General features: G+C 39.6%; 15 protein-coding genes. 10 read left to right on the top strand and 5 right to left on the bottom strand.

Annotated features, from left to right (window positions below):
* Nucleotides 1-2: 2 nt before the first annotated feature.
* Nucleotides 3-308 carry a cupin domain-containing protein gene (locus tag H0U71_00125; GenBank protein MBA2653458.1) on the bottom strand — a complete coding sequence of 102 codons (306 nt, stop codon included), beginning with the start codon at nt 306-308 and terminating at the stop codon, nt 3-5.
* A 63-nt stretch (nt 309-371) separates the two neighbouring features.
* On the opposite strand from H0U71_00125, the gene H0U71_00120 reads away from it, so the two are divergent.
* The gene (locus H0U71_00120; GenBank protein MBA2653457.1) at nt 372-530 is read left to right on the top strand and encodes a CinA family protein; all 159 of its coding nucleotides are present in this window, start codon (nt 372-374) and stop codon (nt 528-530) included.
* Here the strand turns inward: H0U71_00120 and H0U71_00115 are convergent.
* A complete protein-coding gene (locus H0U71_00115; protein ID MBA2653456.1) occupies nt 523-699 on the bottom strand; it encodes a hypothetical protein in 177 nt (58 codons plus the stop codon). The genes H0U71_00120 and H0U71_00115 overlap by 8 nt on opposite strands.
* A 120-nt stretch (nt 700-819) precedes the next feature.
* On the opposite strand from H0U71_00115, the gene H0U71_00110 reads away from it, so the two are divergent.
* Entirely contained in the window at nt 820-1,008 is a 189-nt protein-coding gene (locus tag H0U71_00110; GenBank protein ID MBA2653455.1) for a hypothetical protein, read from the top strand.
* A gap of 52 nt (nt 1,009-1,060) precedes the next feature.
* On the opposite strand, the gene H0U71_00105 is transcribed toward H0U71_00110, so the two are convergent.
* Nucleotides 1,061-1,561, bottom strand: a complete 501-nt coding sequence (locus H0U71_00105; GenBank protein MBA2653454.1) for an FKBP-type peptidyl-prolyl cis-trans isomerase — start codon at nt 1,559-1,561, stop codon at nt 1,061-1,063.
* A 229-nt stretch (nt 1,562-1,790) separates the two neighbouring features.
* On the opposite strand from H0U71_00105, the gene H0U71_00100 reads away from it, so the two are divergent.
* From H0U71_00100 to msrA, 6 genes are all read left to right on the top strand, one after another.
* Complete coding sequence (locus tag H0U71_00100) at nt 1,791-6,029, top strand: DEAD/DEAH box helicase (GenBank protein ID MBA2653453.1); 4,239 nt, start codon at nt 1,791-1,793, stop codon at nt 6,027-6,029.
* A gap of 199 nt (nt 6,030-6,228) precedes the next feature.
* Nucleotides 6,229-7,998, top strand: coding sequence for a hypothetical protein (locus H0U71_00095; GenBank protein ID MBA2653452.1), 1,770 nt, complete (start codon nt 6,229-6,231; stop codon nt 7,996-7,998).
* Between the two features lie 22 nt (nt 7,999-8,020).
* Complete coding sequence (locus H0U71_00090; GenBank protein ID MBA2653451.1) at nt 8,021-9,706, top strand: hypothetical protein; 1,686 nt, start codon at nt 8,021-8,023, stop codon at nt 9,704-9,706.
* A complete protein-coding gene (locus H0U71_00085) occupies nt 9,703-11,403 on the top strand; it encodes a hypothetical protein (GenBank protein ID MBA2653450.1) in 1,701 nt (566 codons plus the stop codon). The genes H0U71_00090 and H0U71_00085 overlap by 4 nt, the downstream gene beginning before the upstream one ends.
* A 147-nt stretch (nt 11,404-11,550) precedes the next feature.
* Nucleotides 11,551-11,874, top strand: coding sequence for a hypothetical protein (locus H0U71_00080; GenBank protein ID MBA2653449.1), 324 nt, complete (start codon nt 11,551-11,553; stop codon nt 11,872-11,874).
* 8 nt (nt 11,875-11,882) lie between these two features.
* Nucleotides 11,883-12,338 (top strand): peptide-methionine (S)-S-oxide reductase MsrA, encoded by a 456-nt coding sequence (gene msrA / locus H0U71_00075; GenBank protein ID MBA2653448.1) that lies wholly within the window; start codon nt 11,883-11,885, stop codon nt 12,336-12,338.
* Here the strand turns inward: msrA and H0U71_00070 are convergent.
* On the bottom strand, nt 12,335-13,159 hold the full coding sequence (locus tag H0U71_00070) for an endonuclease/exonuclease/phosphatase family protein (protein ID MBA2653447.1): 825 nt from the start codon (nt 13,157-13,159) through the stop codon (nt 12,335-12,337). The genes msrA and H0U71_00070 overlap by 4 nt on opposite strands.
* A 31-nt stretch (nt 13,160-13,190) precedes the next feature.
* Complete coding sequence (htpX, locus tag H0U71_00065; protein ID MBA2653446.1) at nt 13,191-14,096, bottom strand: protease HtpX; 906 nt, start codon at nt 14,094-14,096, stop codon at nt 13,191-13,193.
* Nucleotides 14,097-14,255: 159 nt separating this feature from the next.
* Between htpX and H0U71_00060 the strand changes: the two genes are divergently transcribed.
* Nucleotides 14,256-15,146 carry a patatin-like phospholipase family protein gene (locus H0U71_00060; protein ID MBA2653445.1) on the top strand — a complete coding sequence of 297 codons (891 nt, stop codon included), beginning with the start codon at nt 14,256-14,258 and terminating at the stop codon, nt 15,144-15,146.
* Nucleotides 15,147-15,149: 3 nt separating this feature from the next.
* Entirely contained in the window at nt 15,150-17,528 is a 2,379-nt protein-coding gene (locus H0U71_00055) for a glycoside hydrolase family 65 protein (protein MBA2653444.1), read from the top strand.
* Nucleotides 17,529-17,729 lie beyond the last annotated feature (201 nt).

Below are 17,729 nucleotides of genomic sequence, written 5' to 3'. Positions count from 1 at the left end.
GATTACTGATTAAAATTTTTAATATCATGTTCATTGACATTAGGTAGTTTGTAGCCGTACAGCCAATGCGCTTCTGTTTTGCCAATATTACGGACAGAATGCATCGTATTAGCCGGGATGTGAACTACCTGATTTTGTAGTGGCTGACAACTTTTGCCCTCAATTTCTAATTCAATTTTCCCCTTGATCAGCATAAATAATTCATCGCTGTCATGAGTAAAATTTTCCCATCGTTGACCCGGAACGTCCTTCCAGACATCGCAGCTATAACCTAATAATTCCCACTCACTAGCAATTTTATCTATCATGTTTTTTCCTTTTGGAGATAGAATAATTTAATTATAGCGGGTCCTAATGATAATGAATAAAACGTGCCGGTCGGCACATGCTGGATAAGTTGGTCGGTAAAAAATAGAGAGATTGAAACTTGTTGTCAGAAATTTACCGGTGATCGCACCCATATTAACTATCAAATTGTTCAATTGGCGCTGTCACAATTAATCCGCATTTTAAAGCAAGATATTATTTAGGACTTCTTTCAATAGGCTTCTCTTGTTCTGCCTTTTGGGTATCAGCAGTGTGATTAGCCTCGTTAAAAAATCGTGATAATTTTTTAATAGAAATAGCAGGGGAATGATGGTCTCTTTCTTTAGGGGATTGTTTTGTCCCTGTTTTAACATCAAGCTGTTTGCTAGCCATTACTCGTCTCCTTATTAAATATCTCCTGTAAGTATAGTAATAATCCGTCTAAATCTCATAAAGCACAAAAATGAAAATAAACTATACTAAATTAAGTTATTAACTATCAAGGAGACTTATATGACTTTAAGACAATCTAGTACAAGAAAAACGGCTGTTAAAAAAACAACTACGGCTCGTTCTGCTGCAGTAAGAAAACCTACCCTTGAATCAAGAGTGAAAGCTCTTGAATTAAAGGTTAAATCTGGCAAATTATCCGCATCACGTTCACGCACCACTACTACTTCTAGTGCGCGTGGCAAACGTTAATAATTTCATTTAAAAAAATCACCCGTTTTGCGGGTGATTTTTTTTTTAGGTTTTATTTATTGATATCGATTAATTCAACTTTGAAAATTAAAGTTTCGTTGGGACCAATGGTAGGCGGAACGCCTCGGTCTCCATAGGCCAATGAAGCAGGTATATACAGCTCCCAGATTGCACCTTTGTTCATGCGCTGTAGGGCTTCTGTCCATCCGGGTATGACGTCACTTACCCCAAATTTAGCGGGTTCGCCACGTTTGTAGGAACTGTCAAATTCAGTGCCATTGATAAGTCTTCCAGCATAGTGGACCGTAACAGTATCTTTGGCAGTAGGCATAGGACCTTGGCCTTGTTTTAACACCTTGTACTGCAATCCATCAGCAAGGGTGACTACGCCGGGAACAGTCATGTTTTTTGCCAAAAAAGCCTGGCCAATAACTTTATTGTCGATCGGCGTGGTCTCAGAGGGTTTTGCGGCGAGGGTTTCTTCAGCATAAACATGTGGCACAAAACTGCATACACTTAAAAATCCTAATATCCCAATACTTTTCTTGATCATGTTAACTCCTTAATAAAGTTTAAGCGTTTCGTACCCTCTCGTTCTGCGTTTTGAGTCGATGGGCACAAAGGTGTGTGAGTTTGGCAATTTAACATAGTGGAGGAATTAATGCCTGAAAAAGCCTATAATAAACTATTAATGTAATCTACTCGCACCCAAAGCGATTCGTTGGCTAGGACGTCCGCTTCTAGGGGCGAATAGTTACCTATTAATTTGGTAAAATATTACGATGGCAGATGATGTTCACGCTAGCCTTAAATGGGCTCATCCAATTGTTCGTGACTGGTTTATTGAAAAATTTGGCTCGCCTACAGAACCTCAAATTCAGGGTTGGCCGCCTATTTTAGCAGGCAAAACCACCCTAATCTCTGCGCCGACAGGATCAGGCAAAACCCTTGCTGCTTTTCTCGCGTGTTTAGAACGCCTCATTGAAAAAGGGCTCACTGGCCAACTTGAAGATAAAACCGAAGTTCTCTATATCTCGCCTCTAAAGGCGTTGAGCAATGACATTCATAAGAATTTGACTGAACCCCTCAAAGAAATTTCTGCGCTTGCTGCACAAAGAGGACTAAATTTAGCAGAAGTTCGTGTGGCAGTACGTACCGGAGATACGTTGACCCGTGATCGGCAAGCTATGCTTAAAAAGCCGCCTCATATATTAGTGACGACTCCGGAATCTTTTTATATTTTGCTCACTGCAGAGAAAAGTCGCGCAATTTTACGCAATGTTAAAACCGTTATCGTCGATGAAATTCATGCGCTAGCCAATAATAAACGTGGCACGCATTTAACCTTGTCACTCGAACGGCTTGAAGCTATTTGTGAATCTTCTCCGGTTAGAATTGGCTTATCAGCCACTCAAAAACCCATTGAAGTAGTGGCTAATTTTCTGACAGGTAATAGGCCGGCGCCCCAGATTGTTAATATCGGTCATGCCAAACAACTTGATATTGCCGTGGAAATTCCATCAAGTGAATTAGGACCGGTTGCGTCTAATGAAATGTGGGATGAGATCTATGATCGATTAGCTGCACATGCAAGACAGAATCGTTCTACCCTGATTTTTGTGAACACTAGGCGACTCGCTGAAAGGGTGGCCCATCATTTGTCTGAACGCTTAGGGGAGGACCAAGTTGCGGCACATCACGGAAGTTTATCGCGAAAATTGCGACTTGATGCAGAAAACAAATTAAAGTCCGGCCAATTAAAAGCTCTGGTTGCGACAGCATCGCTTGAACTTGGAATCGATATTGGGATGATCGATCTGGTATGCCAGATTGGCTCTCCGAGAGCCATCGCTATTGCATTACAACGAATAGGAAGAGCGGGTCATTGGCGGGGAGCAATATCTCGCGGGCGCTTTTTTGCGACGACTCGTGATGAATTAATGGAATGCGCTTCGTTAGTGCATGCGATTAGAGAAGGAAAGTTGGATCAGCTTATCATTCCCCATGAGCCGATTGATATATTAGCGCAACAAATTATTGCTACTTGTGCCACAGGAGAATGGCAAGAGGAAGCATTATTTTCATTAATGAAACAAGCTTATCCCTATCAGAATTTAACACTAGAAACCTTTAATGCCGTTTTGGAGATGCTTTCTGATGGCATAGCGGGGTCGCGTGGCCGTTATGGGGCTTATTTATATCGTGACCGCATTAACGGAGTGGTAAAAGGGCGCCGAGGCAGTAGATTAACTGCTATTACCAGCGGCGGCGCCATCCCTGAAACAGGGCTATTTACGGTGATTGCGGAACCCGATGGAATCATGGTCGGCACCTTAGATGAAGATTTTGCAATCGAGAGCAACCGGGGAGATATCATCTTACTGGGCACTACTTCTTGGCGAGTGCGAAGAATTGAAGGAGCGGTAGGTAAGGTGTTGGTTGAAGATGCGCATGGTTCACCGCCGAGTGTGCCTTTTTGGCGGGGTGAGGCTCCCGCCCGCACCCGTGAATTATCGCAAGAAGTATCGGAGCTTCGTCAAACATTAAGTGATATGTTACCAAGCAGTAGCCCTTCTATCGTCAATATTGAAAACCAGCCTAATGGGCAGCCAGTGGTTAATTGGCTTAAGGAGCATTGTGGTTTAGAACGTATGGCGGCTGAGCAACTCATTGAATATGTACTGCAAGGTCGCGCAGTGTTAGGGGCGGTGCCTACGCAACAAACAATTATTGCGGAACGTTTTTTTGATGAAGCCGGGGGTATGCAGCTTATCATTCATGCTCCTTTTGGCGCCCGCATTAACAAAGCCTGGGGTCTCGCTCTTCGAAAGCGCTTTTGTCGCTCATTTAATTTTGAACTGCAAGCGGCGGCGACTGACGACGGCTTAAATATTGCCTTGGCAGAGCAACATAGTTTTCCTTTAGCTGATGTATTTAATTTTTTACATCCCAATACTATTAAAGACGTTCTTACCCAAGCTGTGTTGCAATCCCCGCTTTTTAATACCCGGTGGCGATGGGATGCAACTCGATCCCTTGCGTTGGTTCGATTTAGAAATGGGAAGAAAGTGCCTCCTAATATTCAGCGTATGTTATCTGATGATCTCTTAGCCGCAGTTTTTCCAGATGCTGCTGCCTGTCAGGATAATTTGGCCGGAGAAGATATAAAACTACCTGATCATCCACTCATCAACGAAACTATGAAGGATGCCTTGACCGAGGCGCTTGATCTGGAAGGAATTACTGAACTCTTAGGCGATATTATCAATGGTAAGATTCAGTGTCTTGCTGTAGACACGCCGACGCCATCCGTATTTTCTCATGAAATTTTAAATGCTAATCCATATGCCTTTTTAGATGATGCACCGCTTGAAGAGCGCAGGGCACGTGCGGTTGAAATGCGCCGATTTCTGCCCGATTCCATTCTCCAGGAAGTAGGCAAATTAGACCCTGAAGCCATAGCAGAAGTACAGCAACAAGCCTGGCCTGACATTCGTAGCAAGGATGATCTACATGATTTTTTACAAACGGTCATAGCGATGCCTAAGCAACTTGAGCTCAATCATAATCAAACTGTTCTACCTCTGTGGATAGATTTTATTGATCAATTGATTTTGGAAGGACGGGTGGGGACTTGCAGGGTGAACGATAAATTATTTTGGGTCGCTACGGAAAAAGCGGAGATAGTTAAAATTATTTACCCTGAAGTAATTTTTCAACAATCCTTGGTAGAGATTGAAGCAAAACCTGTCACACGGGAAGCCGCCATAGTTAATATGATTCGAGGATGGATGTTACATCTTGGACCCGTAACCGGTGAAGAAGTGGGCAATCTTCTGGAGATCAATAAATTTGATATGGAGCAATCCTTATTAGCATTAGAAACCTCGGGTTTTATCCTGCGGGGTAAATATCGACCAGAGGCGACTTTGGAATGGTGTGAAAGACGTTTACTGGCGAGAATCCATCGTTATACCTTGGGAAGGTTACGTAAAGAAATTGAACCTGTGACAGCCGCTCAATTTGTACGCTGGTTATTGAAGTGGCAACACCTGATACCGGGGGTTCAATTACGTGGGGAGCAAGGCTTAATAGAGGTGATTCGACAACTACAAGGATATGAAATTCCAGCGAATGCTTGGGAGCGACAAATACTTGCAAAAAGAGTGGCAAGTTATGATGCGGGAATGCTAGATCGGCTTTGTTTGTCAGGCGCTATCGGTTGGGGTCGCTTGTCGCCGCATCCTTCTACGCATCCTGATGTAGAAGAACTTTCTGTCACCAAGAAAAAAGTTAAACCAACGAGTATTGCACCGATCACTTTTTTTGTGCGAGAAGAATCTGATTGGATGCGAACCCCTGATCATTTGTCTTCCGAAGACGAATTGGCGGGCTTAAGTCACATCGCTAATAGTCTCTACAGTTATTTAAAATTAAAAGGAGCTTCTTTTTTTAATGATATTGAAAGGGGCACCGGCCACTTAAAGTCAGAAATTGAAAATGGCCTTTGGGAACTAGTGGCTGTTGGATTAATTACTGCTGATGGGTTTGATAATCTTCGTGGATTAATTGATCCGCGTCGGAGATTAGATAAAAGAAGACGTCATCTGCAAACCCGGTACAGCAGCGGGCGTTGGTCAGTATTAAATCCACATGAAGCAGTTGAGCAAGTGAAACAAGTTGAAGCGGCATGTTGGATGTTATTAAAACGCTATGGGATTGTTTTTAGAGATTTGCTTACAAGAGAAAAGAATATTCCCAGGTGGCGTGATCTACTGGTTGCCTTTCGTCGTTTAGAAGCGCGAGGTGAAATTAGGGGCGGGCGCTTTGTGAATGGATTTTTAGGAGAGCAATTTGCATTGCCTTATGCGGTAGATTCCTTGCGAGCCATCAAAAAAGAAGATCCTTCCTCAAAAACAATTACGCTTTGCGCTGCCGATCCTTTAAATCTTGTGGGGATTATTTTACCTGGAGATAGAGTGCCTGCCATATCAGGTAACATCATTACTTTATCTTTCTAATGCAATTAATCTTCATCTTTAAATCTCCTTGATGACTCCTGAATGATATTGGTGTTAACATTTGTCGCTTTGTGTGTTTGTCTTAAATATTTTTGTAGACATTGTGGTGGGCTGAAGATTGACCCCAGAGCTGTTGTCAGGCGATTTGGTCACGGATCTATACCATATATATAATTAATACATTAAAAAGGAGTATAGGATGAAATGCTATTTTAAGGAATTCACTTACAAGAATGCGCCACTATTATGGGTAGTAAATGAGGGTGACAATACTGCAGTAGCGACACAGCTCGTTGATCCATTATTAAACAAAATATCTAAGATTCAATTATTTGATCTCAAACATTTAAGCCACCGAACTGACGTAATTCTAGAACAAGATCGCTTCGTAATAAAAAATTTCGATTTGTTTAGGAAAAAATATGGGCTAAAAAGCACCCAATATCTACAACCGCTTGTTAAGATTTCTTCTGACTCCAATCTTAATGATTCATTAGTCGCATATCAGAAACTCCAAAGCTCTAGCGCCAGCGAATTACCCGATCGGACACAAAACCGATCCGATGATAAAGAGCCACCCCAAACTCCTCCCACGACACCACGAACTTCGCGTGCTTTAACATCGGGTGCTATTGGTGCCAGTAGTAGAGGTGAGGAGTTATTTCATTTACGCCGGATGGGAATAGACGCAATTGATATTCCTCCAGGAAAATATTCTCTCGATTCAACTGGTGTAGAAGAAATAATGAAAACAATTACAGGGTTAAAGCCCAGTCGAGAAAGATTTAAACTCGATAAAATAATTGAATCCCTAGGAGGCACCTCGCTTAGTTATACCGACTTAGCAGTAAAAAATACCAGATATTTGAACGCGTTTAAAACCAAACCTTTTCTTTCAAGCAAGGAAGCCCTTTTATTCATAGAACTTGAAACAAGTGATAAGTCGCTTCAATTACGAAAAAAACAAAATGAGATTTTCGAGGAAATAGTAGATCAAGTTTTTAATAAAGTGCTTGACGAATTTCCGGTTAATAAAAAAATATTTGACGCACTTACTCATCATATATTTTTATCAGTTGACGCCGCCTGTAAAATTTGTGCCGTAAGGGGGCAGCTGTTTAGTGGTAATTTTCTTCATGATGCACCTGCTGCGGATATTCTCTCAAAAGAAGAGACGGAAAGCTATGAAACTTCGGTAATATTAGAAAGTAAATTAATAACGGCTATGATAAGGGGATTTGCTATAAACAATTTACCCGAATATTTTCAAACAAATCTTAAAATTTTATGTCTTGAAGATAGGTATAAGGACACTTATCAGCGGTTGTTTGATACTGTGAAAGAGTGGGGGGAACAATGCCGCGAAAAAAATCGTTACAAAGAACGCGGCCAGGAAATTTATCAAAAAGAAATTCATTTTGGAGACTTCGTTTTTAAATCCATTGACTTAATTATTGACAAAATTATTCCTGCATACGTTTCAAACGATTCGAAAGCAAAATTTTTAGCATACAAGAATACGGATACTGATAAGAATATTCCTCCTAGCCCTCCATTGATTCAGTCCAAAACTACCTCTGACTCACAAAGATCTAGTCGCTTTAGTTTATTTAGTAGGAAACTAAGTGGTACAGATTTGAAAAATGAACAACATTCCACCACACCGTTTAAAAGATTGATTATAAGCAAGATTAAGGAAGCTTTTTATAAAGTGCATAATAATAAAACTTCAGCAGATCATTCAAACAATAACAATAATAACACCAATGATTTTGAGAAGGGTTTATTTATCAAACAAGAATTAGAGGAAAATTTTAGTACTCTTTTAAAAGATGAATTTAGTCTTAATGGCCAAATTACCTTAAAGGATTTAGAAGTAATTAAAAAACAGAATGACAAACATCTCGTGGCCCAGTTAGAAAACTGGCAGGCCAAGTTAAATCATGCTAGCTGTCCGATAATACTTTAATGAAGAACAAAAGGAATACATAATGCAATGCTATTTTAAAGAATTTACATATAAGAATTTACCACTATTGTGGCATGTAGACACGAAGAATAATAGTGCGGTAGCGACGCAACTCTATGACCCACAGTCTAATACTGTGAGTAGGATTCAATCAATTGATCAAGAACTAGCAAAATACAGTGACGTTAGTATTGAGCAGGATAGTGTTGTTATAAAAGATTTTGAGGGGTTCAAGAACAAGAAGCAATGGAAGCCTATCCCATATCAATATTATACGCGACAAATATCCTCTGATAAAAATCTCCAATCACAATTGACTCGTTTCAAATTACAAAGCTCGAGCATAGAAGAGTTGCCAACATTTACTAACAACCCATCTGATGAGGATGGTTTATCTGGGGCTACTCCCACCACACCTAGGCGAACTTCGCGATCATTAACTGCTACTTACTTAGAATATAATGGAAATCCAACTTCATCGAATGAATCACCCCGTAACACACAATACTTATCAGAAACTTTCGTTCAGGAATTAGAAGCCTTAAAACCCAACAAAGAAAAGTTGGAATTGAAAAAAATAATTCTTCCAATACAAGGCGACTCGCTTTGTTATAGCGACATGGCAGAAAGCAATTCGAAACGTCTAACAAAGTATAAGTCAAAAACATTCCTATCAAGTCTAGAGTTAGGGTTTGCTAAAGGGATTGAAGTAAATAACAAGGCTGTACAATTACGAGCGAAACAAAATGTTATTTATAGCGAGATAGTTGATAATATCTTCAATAATATACTTAGCGAAGTACCTACTAATATAAGCACCTTCAAATCTTTACAGACTCACATTTTGCAGTCTGTTACGATAGCTTGTAGTAATAGTCCCATGAAGGAACGACTTCTTACCGGAAACTTTCTCCATGATGAATTTGCCAGTGCCTCCATAACCTCGGAAGAATTAGTTTGTTATAAGCTCTCAGAAAGTTTAGAAGATGGATTGGTGACTGCTCTCACCAGAGGATTCATTCTGTCAAATTTACCCCTGTATTTGCGAGATAATCTCAAGAGTTTAAGGAAAGAAGGGGAGTATAGTTTAGCTTATCAAAACCTTTTCGACACCATGAAAGAATTTGGGAAACAAAGTAGACTAAATCATAAGTATAAGCAAAACCACGACAAAGAAATTACACGTGATGTAGTCGAGTTTGGGGATGATAAATATAAATCTATTGATTTAATTATCGATAGAATTGAGTTTGAGTTCGTACCAAAATTTGCAGTTAAAAAAACAACTCATGATCCAAAAAACCCTCCCAGCCCTACATCGTCTCCCTCAGATTTGGATTCCCAAAAACACAGTCGGTTTAGTTTTATGGGGAGAAGGCTAAGCGGTAATAATCTTAAAAATGATCAAGATCCCATTTGTGCTTATAAAAGGGCAGTAGCTGTCAAGGTTAAAGAAGCAATAGGCATCGTAATTAATTCACCCACGGATAACTCTAATAACAATAATTCGGATGATAGGGTATTCATTAAGCAAGAATTTGAGGAAAAATTTATTCAATTGTTAAAAGAAAAATTCTCTTTTAACACTCTAGTTACTTCCAAGGACCTAGAAACAATCAAAAAATATACTGCCAAAAATTTAGTGACTGAATTAGAAAGCTGGCTGATAAAGTTAAATCATAATAGCTCTCCGATTCTCGAAAAATGAAAAACAAGGAGCTTGCTATTTGTTGGCTGAGCGAGAGATTGATTGCGTTACAAACGTGCATAACCCAGTGTCATAAACAATCTCTCCAAGGCGATTTAAATCTGGAAGCTTCCTTACAGACGCTTCAGGTGAAGATGAACGATGTGTATCGTGAGATGAGCGAACCTGACACTACAATGATTTTAGAGGGAGGTTTATTAGACAGCGTCAAATTTATTTCAGCTAATATTATGAAGTTGTGTCAACATTTGATAAATGGCAGGTTCTGTGCTGTAGCAATTGAATTAATGGAAAATCAACTTAAATGTGATGCTCTTTTAGAGAAACATTATGTAATGGATTCTAAAAAGATTGTGCATATCAAGTGCGGTGAAATTTTAACTGAAAACTACTATTTTCTGGGGCATTATTATCTACTAAACAAGCAGTTTGATTTGGCGGAGAAATATCTCAAGGAAAGTGTCAAACACAAGCCTAATACCAATCAAAAGTATTTTTTTTATGAGCGCTATTATTCAGATTTAGCGATCATTGCGGTTTATCGTGGCAATTTAAAACAGGCACAAAAATATGTGGCATTGGCTGAATTTTATATTGATCAAGGCTTTACCTTGCGTGAAAATGTGGGTAAGGAATTGGTCGCCACCTACGGCAAAATTGCCCACTATTATTTTAATAAGGATTGTTGGGAATCTGCAATTGAATGGTACGAAGAGGCATTGTTACTGCTTGCCCGACGTAAGGAAATTCTTATTTCAGATGAGGTGCAATCCTTCATTTATAAAAATAGCCAAGAAATTCCACAAGCTGTAAAGCAAATCGAAATTGTCGAAAAACTCTTAGGGATTTCAAACGCAAAACTAGGTGATGAGAAATACCAATTTTTTGTCTCTAATGCGCCTGATACCCTACTCAAAACAGTTTATAATAATAATAATTTTGAAATTTCAATCATGCCGAATGTTGAGTGCGTTGACGTTTTTCGATCTTCTCTGAAATATAAACATATACCCTTTGAAGAAATTGACGACTGTTTTGTGTTTAATCTCCTTGAAATAAATATTCACAAGCTACTCCATTTACTTAAGCCTCCCACGCATGATTCGGAAGAATCTCATTTTACTGATAATAATAGCTCTCCTGCCGTTCCAGAAAATCTATTTAAAGTGTATGCGCGGCCTAAAGAGGAAGAATCTAGGCACACAATACAGAAACCAGACGCTACTATAATCAACTCCGTATCTAAAATTCCTATTTCCATTTCAAACTCACCTGTCATAATTCAATGGAATAACTCAAATCATCCTCCTCATATAAAAGGGGATATTCATTCGCCGTATAAGAAAATGCGTAAGAAAAATGGCACGACTACCTATTGGTTCATCAATGCCTGTTTAGAATACGAAGTGGCGAATAGTGTTATTTTTAAAAGATTTAATGATATTGCGGAACGAGGTAAAGTCTATACCAATGGTAAGTCTGAAAATAGACAGGGCTTTGTATTCTACGATGAAGACAAAGATATGAAAAAATTCGGTAAGGAATACGATTGCAAAATTAAAGGATTAGGGAAATATATTGGTAAACTTAGATTTCTAGGTAAAAAAGTAGCGGTAGGTAAGAAGCTCCAAGAAGGTGACAAAATTAATAATAAACAATATGAATTATATGAATTCGATAAGTTAGCTTGGCATTAAGCAGTGAGGCCCTAGACCAACATAGCTGCAAGGGGCTGTAAGTAACTAAACGCTGGCAAAGTATGGGTCACTAACGAAATAAGTCGTAGTTAATTTTTGTCCCGGATATAGCATAAATACTATAATTTATAAAAAAGAGGAGTGCGTATGAACGTTTTTAATCCATTACGAAACCTTATATTTGGCCTTTCGCTAATAGCTGCTACTCCTGTATTTGCGGATTATTTTTACACTTATCATCCTTCTTATTTTCCGGCGAGTTACTACGGAGCGCAAGTTTCCCCGCAACCTTATACTCACCATTATGTAGTCTATCCTGCTACTCATAATACTCACCATTATGTAGTCTATCCTGCTACTCATACCACGAGTACTTATTGGTATGGTGGAACACCTAATTACTATAATTATCATTATGGTTCTAGTTCCAGACATTGTTATTACAGTGGCGCCACTTTAGTATGTAATTAGGGGAAATAATGGCAGAAGCAACATTCGGGGCAGGGTGTTTTTGGGGAGTAGAAGAAGCCTTTCGGAAATTACCCGGAGTTTTATTGACTCAAGTGGGTTATGCGGGAGGTATTACACACGATCCTAGCTATGAGCAAGTCTGCTCGCATAATAGTGGTCATGCTGAAGTTGTGCAGGTGGAATTTAATCCAGAGATAATTTCGTATGAACAATTATTAGATGTTTTTTGGAAGCTGCATGACCCCACGACACTCAATAGACAGGGGCCTGATGTGGGTTCGCAATACCGCTCAATAATTTTTTATCATACTGAAGAGCAAAGGTTACAAGCAGAAGAGTTTAAGGAGCAATTAGAGCAGTCTGGAATTTTCCCATCGAAGATTGTCACCGAGATTTTACCTGAGTGCCCTTTTTACCGTGCTGAAGAATATCATCAGCAGTATCTAAAAAAGAAACGGGGCTAAGGCAACATGCAGTCAGTAAAGACGGGGAAATGATCTGAATACCCTTTCTGTAGCACAATGCATTTTGAAGTCCGAATGCAGGGGGAAGTATAAATCCGATCATAACGTCCGGTAAAAACAAAACATCCAAAAGGGCAGTGCCAGGTTTTAATATGGGGCGCTACCTTCTGCAATTGGTCATCAAAATGATGTTGTCTTAGAAAATGACAAGCGGCTCCAGAATCACTTTCATTTAAATCGCCGGCAATAATGGTCGGAAGATAGGGATTTAAAAATTTATAATAATAGGCAATTTCCTGCAACCTCATCCTGGGCGTTAGCCATAAACCCTCGGCAAATAATCCAATGTTATTCTCACTTACCAGGCGAGGATGCAAATGCACATTCAATACTTGTATGTAACCTTTAGGGGTTTTAATGACAAATAACCATCCAGGAAACCAGCCATAAACAGGTGGAAAATACTTTTGTTTTACAATGGGATATTTTGAAAGGATACCTAAACCATCTTCATGAGTTGAACTATCGCTTTGTCTAAATAATTGATAAGGGTGAGATGCTTTAAAATACTTTCCAAGCCGGTCAGCTGAAAAGCAAAATGTCTCTTGTAAAGCGAGTATGTCCGGCTGAATTTCTTGAATTACACTCAGAATACTATCCGGATTTTTTTTATCTTTACTATTATTTTGCCAATAGACATTGTATGTAGCAATGCGAAGGGTATGGCGTGATTTTGGTGCAATAGGAGAGTGCTGGTGGGGAAAGGTTGCGCATCCTGCCAATAATAATAACGTAAAAATAGCTAGTAATTTTAAGTACATGCACACTCCATTGCATTCATCACTAGCGACGTTATTGCATCTCTTCTAAACGACGAATCCGACTTTCCAAAGGGGGGTGTGTCGCGAACCAGGATAACCAACCGCTTCGATGAGAAATTTTCAAAGTGGCCAACGACGGAGCCCGTTTATCTTCCATCTGGGGTTGATTCATGCCGAGCTTTTGTAAGGCAGCTATCATGGCTTGTTTACCTACTAGGCGCGCGCCCCCAATGTCTGCTCGATATTCTCGGTGTCGTGAAAATGCCGCAACGACGAGAGATCCTAACAAGGTGAATAAAATATCAAACACCATTGAAAGTGCGTAAAACGTCATGGTTGAAAAACCACCCGAGGTATCGTTTTCTCCTCGAGAGGTAGCCACCGACAGGGCATACGCCAAAATGCGGGAGAGAAACAGGGCGAAAGCGTTAACAACGCCTTGTATCAATGTCATCGTAACCATGTCGCCATTCGCCGCATGCGATACTTCGTGACCCAAAACAGCAGCGACTTCAGCATTATCCATATTATTTAATAAGCCTGTTGAGACGGCGACTAAGGAGTTATTTTTAGAGGGTCCAGTGGCAAATGCATTTAATTCGGGAGAGTCATAGACGCCCACTTCTGGCATTTTCGTAATACCGACGCGATTAGCGAGTCCATAAACCATATTGATAAGTTCTCTCGCACTGCCACTTGCCGTTTGGGGGTCAATTATCGTGACACCCATACTTTTTTTTGCGACCCACTTTGACATCCAGAGTGAAATAAACGCGCCGCCCGTACCCCAAATGGCGCAGAAAATTGCCAATGTTCGATAATCAATGCCCTTACTTGTTAAATATTGGTGTAACCCAAGTAAAGAGGTCACAATAGAGATCGTTGCAATAACTAAAATATTGGTTATCAGAAATAGTGCCACGCGTTTAAACATTATCGGCTCCTTCAACTTTCAAGATATTATAGTATAGTAGTTTGTTGTTTGAGAAAGCGTCGGGGTAAGAGCCTTCTCAAACTATTTCGTCACACGACTTCTTGGGGCGACGGGAGTTGTATAAGGAGGCGAAGCTATTACAAAGAAGACGATAAGGAATTTATGAAATTTATAATTGCCATCGCGTGTGCAATTTTTTTAACCGCATGCAGCTGTGTTCCCCCTAAAATTTATCCGCCTTTAAATTTAAAACCTCTATGCTTGTCTAAACAACCACGTGTTGCATTGGTCTTAGGAGGGGGAGGAGCGCGAGGCTTTGCGCATTTGGGTGTCATTAGAGCACTTGAGGAAGCCGGCATTCCTATTGATCTTATAGTAGGCACGAGTGCAGGAAGTTTGGTGGGCAGTCTTTATGCTGCTAATCCAGACATAAAATGCGTTACCCGTATTATGATGGAGAGCTCTTATTCTGATTATGTGGATATATCTATTTTTAGAGCGCTGCTCGGCCCTGTCATTGGACTACAACTCCAAAAATTCATCGGTAAGCATACTGAGTATTGTACTCTCAACAAAACGAAAATTCCCTTTATCGCGGTGGCTTCAGATCTGCATTCTGGACGTACCATTCCTATTTGTTGTGGCAACTTAGCCTTAGCAGTTCAGGCCTCATGCGCGGTGCCCACTATTGTGAGGCCGGTTCATTTTGCGAATATGACCTTAGTGGATGGAGGTATCACCGATCCTGTTCCTGTCGATGTCGCTAAGCAATATCACCCAAAAGTAATCATTGCTATTAATGTAGCTTCAGACCTTCAACGCAGTTTCCCTTTAAATTTGACTAATATCTTAAGTCAGAGTCTAGATTTAATGATGATGTCCCTGACGCGTTATAATCTCAAAGAGGCGGATGTGGTTATTCGCCCCGAGGTAGGATGTGTGGGAATGTTTGATTTATCGAACAAAGAAAAATTATATCAAGAGGGGCTTATTGCAGGTCGTAAAGCTTTACCACAGATAAAGCGATTACTCTCCTGTCATGATATGAGATAAGGTATGGATGACTATTTCCAAAAATATTTATCAGAAGTTGAATGGCTGTTTCAGGAAGATAAGTATGATCCTAGTTTGCAGCCGATTAATGAATCATTGTTTGCGCTTGGCAATGGCTATATTGGAAGTCGTGGTATTTATGAGGAAGCATCTGTTAACTCCACTCCCGGCACTTTTTTCGCAGGCATTTTTGACCACGCAGCCTCCAAAGTTGCAGAATTAATTAATGCTCCTAATCTATTCCATTTTTCTGTTATCTCAAAAAATAATAAGCTTACACTTGAAGACGCAAATTTTGTAACGAATCAACGAACCTTGGATTTAAAAAAAGGTTTATTGTCACGCCAAACCGTTTTTAAGATGGCACAAGGGAATCGAATCGATTATCAAAGCATGCGCTTTCTGTCGAGTCATAATCTCAATCTAGCCGCGATGCAAGTAGTATTAACCCCCTTGGATGTCTCTGAAGAATTTACTATCGATGCGTCCATAAATATCTCCATTAAAAATAAAGGCATCATTCTGGAAAAAGACGTGCAAACCTTTAATATTTTTGATGTTGAAAAGAAGGATGGTCTACATTATCTTTCCGTGGAGTCATTAGACTGCCAAAATGAAATTGGTTATGCGCAACAATTATTTTTAACCGTAGACGGTGAGCCTCGGAGTATTTCTGAAACAAATATTTTTGATATTCATCTTAGTAAAGGTCAAACGGCCATAATTACACGAATTATTACATTTGATACTGCAGGAAATACGGCAGACCGGCAAAAATTAAAATCCACTACTATAACCACCTTACAAAATGCAATAAAAAAAGGTTTTAATCAGTTATTAACCGATCATATTCAAATTTTTGAAAAAAAATGGGTCAACTTCGATATACAAATAGTGGGTGACACTGATATTCAATCTGTTTTACGTTTCAACCTCTATCATCTTTTGATCGCAGCGCATCCAGAAGTTAAAGATGTAAGCATTGGTGCAAAATTACTTACCGGTGAGGGTTATAAAGGACATTCTTTTTGGGAAACGGAATTACTGTTTGTCCCCAGCGCCTTATTCTATGACCCATTGATTGCTCGTCATTTGCTGGAGTATCGATTTAAACGTTTACCTGCAGCGTTAGAATTGGCCCACAAACGTGGATTTAAAGGTGCATTATTTCCATGGGAATCAGCAGAGTCTGGCAAGGATGAAACGCCTCCCTGGTCAGAAGATTTAGATGCCACCCTCAAAATCGTCCATACGGGTAAGCAATCACTGCATATTAATGTGGCTATATTTTATGCCATTTATCATTATTTTTTTGCCACAGACGATATCGAGTTCATGCTTCAAATGGGCTTAACACTCTCGATTCAGATGGCGCGATTTTGGAAAAGTAAGGCCGTCTATAATAAGCAACATGATTTATACAAAATAAAAGAGGTTATGGGACCGGATGAATTTCATGATAATGTCAATAATAATGCGTATACCAATAAACTAGTCTCATGGTCTCTGGAAAAAACGCTGGAATTAATTGAATTATTTCTAAGCGAATATCCAACAGAAACCACAAAAATTTTAAAAGATAATAAATTTTATGCCAAAGAAAAACAAAAATTAATAAAAATTTCTCATCGTCTACATTTTCCTGCGCATGAAAAAATCATCTTACAATTTGATGATTTTTTATCCCTTAAAAATGTAAGATTGCCCAATTTAGATGTTTTTGGTTTACCTACCTTCCCTCCAGACTTGCTTTTAATTGATTTAAACAAGACTCAGTTGATTAAGCAAGCGGATGTTGTCTTGTTATTATTTTTGTTGCCCACCTTATTTGATCGAAAAACAGCCGAGAGCAATTTCCATTTTTATGATGCAAGGTCATTACACAAGAGCTCATGGAGTGCTCCTATTTATGCTGGGGTCGCCTCGCAACTCAATTTTGATGAAAAAGCCTATCGATATTTCAATATATCGTTGAACACTGATAAAAAAAATATTTTCGGAAATACTCATTTGGGCATGCATATGCCAGGCGTGGCGGGTTCTTGGGTAGCGCTGGTTTATGGATTTTGCGGTATTCGTATCGAAGAAAGACAACTATCGATAAATCCACAGCTTCCTCCCAACTTGCATAATGTGTCACTCCAATTCGCTTATTTAGATTTTAATTTCCACGTATCTATTACTCAGGAAACTATTAAGCTCCAGATAATGCATGCTGATCGGGCCTGGCTTACCCTGCAACCGCTTAGAACGCCTAAGCAACAAGCCAGGGTACAAATAGGTGTCAATAGTATGGATCTGGTGCCAAATAAGGAATATATAATTAAATACCGTACCTTGGATGCAGGTCATCTCCCTCATTCAGGGGGAGAGGTGAGATAAGGATGGGTGGAAAAGACGTCCCAGCCAACTAATTACTTTGGGTGGGGGCGAGTAGATACAAAAACCTAGAACATGTATTATTATTAGTAACTGTTCAGCCACATCTGAGCATTCTTTGCCAAGTGCTGAATAGTTACTATTATTTTTTCTCTATGTGATATTAGCTTCACTGGATGTGAAGATTACCAGAAGTAAGGGCTC

It is taken from the genome of Gammaproteobacteria bacterium (assembly GCA_013697705.1).
In the GTDB taxonomy this organism is placed as follows: domain Bacteria; phylum Pseudomonadota; class Gammaproteobacteria; order UBA6002; family UBA6002; genus UBA6002.
This window is presented reverse-complemented; position numbering and strand designations above follow the sequence as displayed.

Bases quoted from the DNA above. Each gene is read 5' to 3' on its own strand.
- H0U71_00125 (MBA2653458.1), bottom strand. From the start codon at position 308: ATGATAGATAAAATTGCTAGTGAGTGGGAATTATTAGGTTATAGCTGC.
- H0U71_00115 (MBA2653456.1), bottom strand. From the start codon at position 699: ATGGCTAGCAAACAGCTTGATGTTAAAACAGGGACAAAACAATCCCCT.
- H0U71_00110 (MBA2653455.1), top strand. From the start codon at position 820: ATGACTTTAAGACAATCTAGTACAAGAAAAACGGCTGTTAAAAAAACA.
- H0U71_00105 (MBA2653454.1), bottom strand. From the start codon at position 1,561: ATGATCAAGAAAAGTATTGGGATATTAGGATTTTTAAGTGTATGCAGT.
- H0U71_00100 (MBA2653453.1), top strand. From the start codon at position 1,791: ATGGCAGATGATGTTCACGCTAGCCTTAAATGGGCTCATCCAATTGTT.
- H0U71_00095 (MBA2653452.1), top strand. From the start codon at position 6,229: ATGAAATGCTATTTTAAGGAATTCACTTACAAGAATGCGCCACTATTA.
- H0U71_00090 (MBA2653451.1), top strand. From the start codon at position 8,021: ATGCAATGCTATTTTAAAGAATTTACATATAAGAATTTACCACTATTG.
- H0U71_00085 (MBA2653450.1), top strand. From the start codon at position 9,703: ATGAAAAACAAGGAGCTTGCTATTTGTTGGCTGAGCGAGAGATTGATT.
- H0U71_00080 (MBA2653449.1), top strand. From the start codon at position 11,551: ATGAACGTTTTTAATCCATTACGAAACCTTATATTTGGCCTTTCGCTA.
- msrA (MBA2653448.1), top strand. From the start codon at position 11,883: ATGGCAGAAGCAACATTCGGGGCAGGGTGTTTTTGGGGAGTAGAAGAA.
- H0U71_00070 (MBA2653447.1), bottom strand. From the start codon at position 13,159: ATGTACTTAAAATTACTAGCTATTTTTACGTTATTATTATTGGCAGGA.
- H0U71_00060 (MBA2653445.1), top strand. From the start codon at position 14,256: ATGAAATTTATAATTGCCATCGCGTGTGCAATTTTTTTAACCGCATGC.
- H0U71_00055 (MBA2653444.1), top strand. From the start codon at position 15,150: ATGGATGACTATTTCCAAAAATATTTATCAGAAGTTGAATGGCTGTTT.